General features: G+C 45.1%; 14 protein-coding genes. All 14 read right to left on the bottom strand.

Translation table 11 applies throughout. The features are described from left to right. Positions 1-610: 610 nt before the first annotated feature. The 14 genes from ACNA7P_RS04720 to rpsH all read right to left on the bottom strand — a co-directional run bounded on the left by ACNA7P_RS04720 (position 611) and on the right by rpsH (position 8154). The gene (locus ACNA7P_RS04720; protein WP_416257461.1) at positions 611-1096 is read right to left on the bottom strand and encodes a YajQ family cyclic di-GMP-binding protein; all 486 of its coding nucleotides are present in this window, start codon (positions 1094-1096) and stop codon (positions 611-613) included. Positions 1097-1244: 148 nt separating this feature from the next. Continuing rightward, positions 1245-1646: a 50S ribosomal protein L17 gene (rplQ, locus tag ACNA7P_RS04715; RefSeq protein ID WP_416257460.1), complete on the bottom strand. Its 402-nt coding sequence runs from the start codon at positions 1644-1646 to the stop codon at positions 1245-1247. Between the two features lie 39 nt (positions 1647-1685). Then, positions 1686-2675 carry a DNA-directed RNA polymerase subunit alpha gene (locus ACNA7P_RS04710; protein WP_416257459.1) on the bottom strand — a complete coding sequence of 330 codons (990 nt, stop codon included), beginning with the start codon at positions 2673-2675 and terminating at the stop codon, positions 1686-1688. 25 nt (positions 2676-2700) lie between these two features. Beyond that, complete coding sequence (gene rpsD, locus ACNA7P_RS04705; protein ID WP_416257458.1) at positions 2701-3321, bottom strand: 30S ribosomal protein S4; 621 nt, start codon at positions 3319-3321, stop codon at positions 2701-2703. A gap of 30 nt (positions 3322-3351) precedes the next feature. Further along, the gene (gene rpsK, locus ACNA7P_RS04700) at positions 3352-3741 is read right to left on the bottom strand and encodes a 30S ribosomal protein S11 (RefSeq protein ID WP_007419210.1); all 390 of its coding nucleotides are present in this window, start codon (positions 3739-3741) and stop codon (positions 3352-3354) included. A gap of 12 nt (positions 3742-3753) precedes the next feature. After that, positions 3754-4110, bottom strand: coding sequence for a 30S ribosomal protein S13 (gene rpsM, locus ACNA7P_RS04695; RefSeq protein ID WP_416257457.1), 357 nt, complete (start codon positions 4108-4110; stop codon positions 3754-3756). A gap of 130 nt (positions 4111-4240) precedes the next feature. Continuing rightward, on the bottom strand, positions 4241-4354 hold the full coding sequence (gene rpmJ, locus ACNA7P_RS04690) for a 50S ribosomal protein L36 (RefSeq protein WP_072155090.1): 114 nt from the start codon (positions 4352-4354) through the stop codon (positions 4241-4243). Positions 4355-4378: 24 nt separating this feature from the next. Then, positions 4379-5707, bottom strand: coding sequence for a preprotein translocase subunit SecY (gene secY / locus ACNA7P_RS04685; RefSeq protein ID WP_416257456.1), 1329 nt, complete (start codon positions 5705-5707; stop codon positions 4379-4381). Between the two features lie 7 nt (positions 5708-5714). Next, complete coding sequence (gene rplO, locus ACNA7P_RS04680) at positions 5715-6149, bottom strand: 50S ribosomal protein L15 (protein WP_416257455.1); 435 nt, start codon at positions 6147-6149, stop codon at positions 5715-5717. A gap of 3 nt (positions 6150-6152) precedes the next feature. Continuing rightward, entirely contained in the window at positions 6153-6335 is a 183-nt protein-coding gene (rpmD, locus tag ACNA7P_RS04675) for a 50S ribosomal protein L30 (RefSeq protein ID WP_416257454.1), read from the bottom strand. A gap of 6 nt (positions 6336-6341) precedes the next feature. Then, complete coding sequence (rpsE, locus tag ACNA7P_RS04670; RefSeq protein ID WP_416257453.1) at positions 6342-6842, bottom strand: 30S ribosomal protein S5; 501 nt, start codon at positions 6840-6842, stop codon at positions 6342-6344. A gap of 9 nt (positions 6843-6851) precedes the next feature. Further along, positions 6852-7205 carry a 50S ribosomal protein L18 gene (rplR, locus tag ACNA7P_RS04665; RefSeq protein WP_416257452.1) on the bottom strand — a complete coding sequence of 118 codons (354 nt, stop codon included), beginning with the start codon at positions 7203-7205 and terminating at the stop codon, positions 6852-6854. Between the two features lie 9 nt (positions 7206-7214). After that, a complete protein-coding gene (gene rplF / locus ACNA7P_RS04660; RefSeq protein WP_416257451.1) occupies positions 7215-7748 on the bottom strand; it encodes a 50S ribosomal protein L6 in 534 nt (177 codons plus the stop codon). 13 nt (positions 7749-7761) lie between these two features. Next, positions 7762-8154 (bottom strand): 30S ribosomal protein S8, encoded by a 393-nt coding sequence (gene rpsH / locus ACNA7P_RS04655; protein ID WP_416257450.1) that lies wholly within the window; start codon positions 8152-8154, stop codon positions 7762-7764. Between the last annotated feature and the right edge of the window lie 2 nt (positions 8155-8156).

Here is an 8156-nt window from a genome sequence, read left to right as displayed (position 1 = left end):
GAGCCATGATCAAACTCTTCAATTAAAAGTGCTTGATGCAAAGTGCTTCACTTTGCTAATCCCGAAGAACTAACAAACAAAGCCGCTCAACTTTATGAATTTCTGGTTACTTATATATAAGCAACTTGTCACTCGAAAGCTGAACCTTGGTATGAAAGTAAACTTTCATACCTGCCACCGAAGTGGCTTTGGTTGATGCTTTTCTTGCGCAAGTGCCCACACAGATTACTTGGCTTGATATATTGTTAAAGAACGTTGCTCGGCTCAGTGGAGCTCGTAGCAGGGAAGCGAATTTTACGCGACCCAGTGAGGAAGTCAAGACCTTGATTTCATATTTTTGAATCAAATTTCGCAACTTCATTTACCCGAAGGTTTTTCTTGCTGCGCTTGTCTTTCTCGTGGTTGACACCTCGGTGACAACGGAGGCGAATTATAGAGATCAAATTGAAAGTATCAAGATCTTTTTATACAAAAGTAATCGTTCGGATGTTTTTCATACAAGATGCTGGAAACATGACCGCTTTCTGTCCTGAAAGATTAAATATCTACAAGCCACAGAAGAGATCTTTAGCTTTTATCTAAGACAGTAAACACTCTCTATCGTGCCGATCTAATCCCTAAAGTTTTCGAATTGTAGTGGTAACTCAATATCAGACTTCTTTAATAGCGCGATTGCTTCTTGCAGGTCATCACGTTTCTTACCATTAACTCGAACTTTATCACCTTGTATCGAAGCCTGAACTTTTAACTTATTCTCTTTAATCAATTTTATGATCTGCTTAGCAATAGGCTGATCTATCCCCTGCTTAAAGGTGACATTGAAACTGAATGTTTTGCCACTATGTATAGGTGTATCTTCGATATCAGCACCTGCAAGTGATATTGCTCTTTTCGTACATTGGCCTCTGAGTATCTCCAACAACTGCCGCACTTGGAAATCGGATTCAGATTTGAGCTGTACTATTAGATCGTTCAATTCAAGCTCGGCAAGCACACCGCGAAAGTCGAAGCGCGTAGTTAACTCTCGATTAGCATTATCTACCGCGTTTTTTAACTCAACTTTGTCAATTTCAGAAACGATATCGAAACTAGGCATATAAATTTCTCTTTGTTTTAATGTCTGCAATAAGAACGAAACTATAGTGGATTTTAAAATGAAACTTTGTGCAAATACAAAGTATAAACCGCTAAAAACAAAAACGGAGCCATAAGGCTCCGTTTTATTTATATCCGAAATAAGTAACTTATTCTTCAGTTACTAGTTCTTCAACATTTTCTTCTGCGTTAACAGGTCTATCAACTAACTCGATGAAAGCCATCGGCGCGTTGTCACCAGCACGGAAACCACATTTCAGGATCCGGGTGTATCCACCTGGACGATCTGCAAAACGTGGGCCAAGCTCGTTAAACAACTTACCTACTACTTCTTTATCACGAGTGCGAGCAAACGCTAAACGACGGTTTGCTACGCTATCCTGTTTTGCCAATGTAATCAAAGGTTCGATTACTCGGCGCAGCTCTTTCGCTTTTGGAACAGTGGTTTTGATCACTTCGTGACGAACCAATGAACTAGCCATGTTACGGAACATAGCCTGGCGATGGCTGCTGTTACGGTTAAGTTGACGACCACTCTTACGATGGCGCATACCAATACCCTTCTCAGTAAATCTTCTACTTAGGCGACCTTAGTCGTCTTCCATCAAACTTGCTGGAGGCCAATTTTCTAGGCGCATACCCAGTGACAAGCCACGTGATGCAAGAACGTCTTTGATTTCGGTCAGCGATTTCTTACCGAGGTTTGGAGTTTTCAATAACTCAACCTCTGTGCGCTGAACTAGATCACCAATATACTGAATCGCTTCCGCTTTCAGACAGTTTGCAGACCGGACAGTCAGCTCTAGATCGTCGACCGGACGCAAAAGAATCGGATCAAATTCCGGCTTCTCTTCTTTCTCTTCTGGCTCACTTACATCGCGAAGCTCTACAAACGCTTCTAGCTGTTCAGCTAAAATTGTTGCTGCACGACGAATTGCCTCTTCAGGATCAATCGTTCCGTTGGTTTCCATATCGATAACCAACTTATCCAAGTCTGTACGTTGCTCTACACGTGCCGCATCGACATTGTATGCAATACGCTCAACTGGACTAAACGAAGCATCTACCAAAAGCCGTCCGATAGTACGCTCTTCATCTTCATTCTGCTGACGAACATTAGCAGGGACGTAACCACGACCGCGTTCAACTTTTAAGCGCATCGAAAATTCGATATCGCCAGTTAAAGTACAGATCAGGTGATCTGGGTTACAGATTTCCACATCACCATCAGTGGTAATGTCACCTGCAACTACCGGGCCTGAACCCGACTTGATTAAAGTTAACGTAGCTTCGTCTTTGCCGTTCAGTTTGACAGCCAGACCTTTTAGGTTGAGCAGAATTTCGATGATATCTTCCTGCACACCCTCTTTCGTGCTGTATTCATGCTGCACGCCATCAATCTCTACTTCAGTTACCGCACAACCTGGCATTGAAGAGAGAAGGATACGACGCAGTGCATTACCCAGCGTATGACCAAATCCACGCTCCAACGGCTCAAGAGTAACCTTGGTGCGATTGGTGCTGATTTGCTCGATATCGACGAGCCGCGGTTTCAGAAATTCGGTTACAGAACCCTGCATTGTGTCCTCTCTTTATGCTGAGGCCTTACTTAGAGTAAAGCTCTACGATCAACTGTTCGTTAATTTCGGCAGACAAGTCAGTCCGTTCTGGGAGACGTTTAAAAGTGCCTTGCATTTCTTTGGCATCTACTTCTACCCATAATGGTTTCTCACGCTGTTCTGCAAGCTCTAGTGCAGCACTGATGCGTGCTTGCTTTTTAGCTTTTTCGCGAACGCTGACCACGTCTTCAGGACTAACCTGGAACGATGGAATGTTCACTACACGACCATTAACTACGATCGCTTTGTGACTAACCAACTGACGCGCTTCAGCACGAGTTGACGCAAAGCCCATCCGGTATACTACGTTATCAAGACGAGACTCGAGTAACTGTAATAAGTTTTCACCGGTGTTGCCTTTTAACCGCGCAGCTTCTTTATAGTAGTTGCGGAATTGCTTCTCAAGAATGCCGAATATACGACGAACTTTTTGCTTTTCACGCAGCTGAAGGCCGTAATCAGATAAACGACCGCGACGAGCGCCGTGTTGACCTGGTGCATTCTCCAGCTTACATTTTGAATCGATTGCACGAACACCGCTCTTAAGGAAGAGGTCGGTACCTTCGCGACGACTCAGTTTGAGTTTTGGACCCAAATATCTAGCCATGTTCTTTCTCCAACTATCGTTTCACGCCAATTAAACGCGACGTTTTTTAGGCGGACGACAACCGTTGTGAGGAATCGGTGTCACATCGGTAATGTTTGTGATTTTATAACCGACAGCATTCAAGGCACGAATCGAAGATTCACGACCTGGACCTGGTCCTTTCACGAACACTTCCAAGTTTTTCAACCCATATTCCTTCGCCATTTCACCAGCACGTTCTGCAGCTACCTGAGCAGCAAACGGTGTGGATTTACGTGAGCCACGGAAACCTGAACCACCAGCGGTAGCCCAAGATAACGCATTGCCTTGACGATCGGTAATTGTCACGATGGTGTTGTTAAAAGACGCATGGATGTGCGCCATTCCATCAGTCACTTGCTTTTTAACGCGTTTCCGAGCGCGAGTAGGTGTTTTAGCCATTTTCGCTTCTCCTTACTTACGAATCGGTTTACGCGGACCTTTACGGGTGCGCGCATTTGTTTTAGTGCGCTGACCACGAAGAGGTAAGCTGCGACGATGACGAAGTCCACGGTAACAACCGAGGTCCATCAGACGCTTAATATTCATTGATACTTCGCGACGCAAATCACCTTCTACACTGTATTTGGCAACTTGTTCACGAATTACGTCGATTTGTTCCTCTGACAAAGAGCTGAGCTTTGTATCTTCTGCTAGACCACAGGCAGCTAAAATCGCTTTAGAGCGAGTTAAGCCAACACCGAAGATCGAAGTCAAAGCGATCACAGCATGTTTATTGTCAGGGACGTTAATGCCAGCTATACGGGCCACTAACATATCTCCTATAGTTTAATGGGCACCAGTTGAAAAGCCCGTTAGGATACTCAACCGGTATATTTTTTGCAATTTTTTACAAATAGCAAAATATCACAGCCCGAGTATACCTCGGACTGTGAAACTCTTAACCCTGCCGCTGTTTATGCTTAGGGTCAGTACAAATTACACGAACTACGCCGTGACGTTTGATGACCTTGCAGTTGCGGCAGATCTTCTTAACGGAAGCACGTACTTTCATTGCTAATCTCCGTAAACAACGACCTTAGCGGCCGTAGCCCTTAAGGTTCGCTTTTTTGAGCACAGACTCATATTGATGTGACATCAAATGGGTCTGAACTTGAGCCATGAAATCCATGATAACAATTACGATAATCAATAATGATGTACCGCCAAAGTAGAACTGAACGTTCCAAGCGATCATCATGAACTCAGGGATCAAACAGATAAATGTAATATACAGAGCACCAGCTAAAGTCAGTCGTGTCATTACTTTGTCAATGTAGCGGGAGGTTTGTTCCCCTGGACGAATCCCTGGAATGAACGCACCTGATTTTTTCAAGTTATCTGCTGTATCGCGCGGGTTAAAAACTAGCGCAGTATAGAAGAAACAGAAGAAAATAATCGCTGCTGCGTATAGCATAACATATAACGGTTGCCCTGGGGATAGGGTAAGCGCAACGTTTTGCAATACTTCTGCAACACCACCTTCACCCTGCCCAAACCAAGTCGCAATTGTACCTGGGAACAAAATGATGCTTGACGCGAAGATCGGTGGAATAACACCAGCCATATTAACTTTCAATGGCAAATGTGATGATTCCGCTGCAAACACTTGACGCCCTTGTTGGCGCTTCGCATAGTTCACAACGATACGACGCTGTCCACGCTCTACAAACACTACAAAATAAGTTACGGCAAATACTATAACCGCAATCAACAACAGAAGTAACATGTGCAGGTCGCCCTGACGTGCTTGCTCTGCTGTTTGACCAACTGCTGAAGGCAAGCCTGCAACAATTCCGGCAAAGATGATAATTGAAATACCGTTCCCTATTCCACGCTCAGTAATTTGTTCGCCTAACCACATCAGGAACATAGTTCCCGTAACTAAGCTCACTACCGCTGTGAAATAGAACGCAAACCCTGGGTTGGCTACCAAACCTGGAATTAGATTTGGTAGGCCCGTTGCAATACCAATGGATTGCATGGTTGCTAGAACTAATGTACCCCAACGCGTATATTGGCTAATCTTACGCCGGCCCGCCTCACCTTCTTTCTTAAGCTCAGCTAACTTTGGATGAACCACAGATAGCAATTGCATAATAATTGAAGATGTAATGTACGGCATAATGCCAAGCGCAAGTATTGAAGCTCGCTCGAGAGCACCACCGCTGAACATGTTAAACATGGCCACGATGGTACCCTGTTGCTGCTCAAATAAATCTGCCAATACGGCTGCATCTATCCCAGGAATCGGCACAAAAGACGCGGCACGAAATACAATGATCGCTCCCAAAACAAAAAGTAAGCGTACTTTTAATTCTGATAGACCGCCTTTCGCACTGTTTTTTTCCAATCCTGGTCTAGCCATGGGTCAATTATCCTTCGACTTTGCCGCCGGCCGCTTCGATTAACTCGCGCGCACCTTTAGTAACTTTAACGCCCTGTACAGTAATAGCACGGTTGATTTCACCAGACTTGATCACTTTCACGAACAAGATGTTCTTCTTGATCAAACCTGCTTCCTTCAACGTGTCTACGGTCGCTGTTTCACCAACTAATTTAGCTAGTTCACTCAACGTTACTTCCGCAGTTTGCATTGCTTTACGTGAAGTAAAACCAAACTTAGGTAAGCGACGTTGCAATGGCATTTGGCCACCCTCGAAACCAGGACGAACAGTGCCGCCTGAACGAGATTTTTGACCTTTATGACCACGACCACCTGTTTTGCCAAGACCTGAACCAATACCACGTCCGCGACGCTTCTTGTCTGTCTTTGCACCAGGAGCAGGAGAGAGAGAATTCAAAAACATGTCTTACTCCTCTACCTTAACCATGTAATTAACCCGATTAACCATGCCGCGAACAGAAGGAGTATCTTCTAGTTCAACTGTATGGTTAATACGGCGCAGACCCAAACCAACTAAAGTGGCTTTGTGCTTTGGTAAGCGGCCAATTGAGCTTTTAGTTTGAGTAACTTTAATTGTCTTATTCGCCATTGTTCATTACCCCACGATTTGGTCAACAGACAGTCCGCGCTTCGCAGCGATCTGCTCTGGTGAGTTCATAGACTCAAGAGCTTTGATCGTTGCACGAACTACGTTGATCGGGTTGGTTGAACCGTAAGCTTTTGACAGAACGTTATGTACACCAGCAACTTCCAATACTGCACGCATCGCACCACCTGCGATGATACCAGTACCTTCAGAGGCAGGTTTCATAAATACGTTCGAGCCAGAGTGACGACCTTTAACAGGATGCTGCAACGTACCATTGATTAACTCTACAGTTACCATGTTACGACGCGCTTTTTCCATCGCTTTCTGGATTGCAGCAGGCACTTCACGTGCTTTACCGTAACCGAAACCGATTTTACCTTGACCATCACCTACCACAGTTAGCGCAGTAAAGCTAAAGATACGACCACCTTTAACAACTTTAGAGACGCGGTTAACTGTGATGAGCTTTTCCATCATTTCACCGTTTTGAGCTTCATGATTTGCCATTTTCGTCTCCTAGAACTGCAGTCCTGCTTCACGAGCAGCATCTGCCAGTGCAGCAACACGACCATGGTATTTGAAGCCGCTACGATCGAAAGAAACGGTGTCAACACCTTTTTCTTTACCACGTTCAGCAATCAATTTACCGACGAATTTAGCGGCTTCTACGTTACCCGTAGATTTCACTTGCTCACGAACCGAAGCTTCTGCAGTAGAAGCAGTAGCAAGCACTTGCGCGCCGCCAGTTGCGATTAACTGAGCATAAATGTGCCGCGGGGTACGGTGAACCACCAGACGGGTTCCACCCAACTCTTGAATTTTCTTACGTGCGCGAGTAGCACGACGTAAGCGAGCTGCTTTCTTGTCCATCGTATTACCCTATTTTTTCTTGGCTTCTTTACGGCGCACTTGCTCATCGCTGTAACGAACGCCTTTACCTTTGTAAGGTTCAGGTTTCCGATACGCGCGAATGTTAGCAGCAACCTGACCAACCAGTTGCTTATCAGCGCCCTTCACGACAACCTCAGTTTGAGCTGGAGTTTCAACAGTAACACCTGCTGGAACTTCAAATTCAACTGGATGCGAGAAGCCTAGGCTCAGATTCAGTTTGCTACCTTGAGCTTGTGCACGATAACCAACACCAACTAGTGTTAGTTTACGCTCGAAGCCTTGGGTAACGCCGATTACCATGTTATTTAACAGAGCACGTGCAGTTCCGGCTTGTGCAATTGCATTCGCCATTCCTTCACGTGGCACAGTACGTAATTCTTGATCTGCAGTAGTTACTTCTACAGCATCATTGAATACACGAGTTAATGTGCCTTTAGTGCCCTTGATTGTTACTTCCTGACCGTTAACTGCAACATCAACGCCGGCAGGGATCGCAACAGGTGCCTTAGCAACGCGTGACATATCCTACCCTCCGTTATGCTACATACCCGATGATTTCACCACCAAGGCCAGCACTACGTGCAGCTCGGTCGGTCATCAGGCCTTTCGACGTGGAAATAACTGCGACACCGAGCCCACCCATTACTTTTGGTAGCTCGTTACGCTTCTTATAAATCCGCAGACCTGGACGGCTCACGCGTTGAATTGATTCGATAACAGGTTTGCCTTCGAAGTACTTCAAAGTGATTTCCAGTTCTGGTTTTACGCCAGACTCTACTTTAAAAGAGCTGATATAACCTTCGTCTTGCAGAACTTTAGCGATTGCTTCTTTCTGCTTAGAACCCGGCATTACCACAGCAACTTTATTTGCAGACTGAGCGTTGCGAATGCGTGTAAACATATCCGCAATTGGATCTTGCATGCTCATTT

Source organism: Aliidiomarina sp. (assembly GCF_047920995.1).
GTDB lineage: Bacteria > Pseudomonadota > Gammaproteobacteria > Enterobacterales > Alteromonadaceae > Aliidiomarina.
Note: the sequence above shows the minus strand (reverse complement) of the source record. Positions and strands in the feature narration are given on the sequence as shown.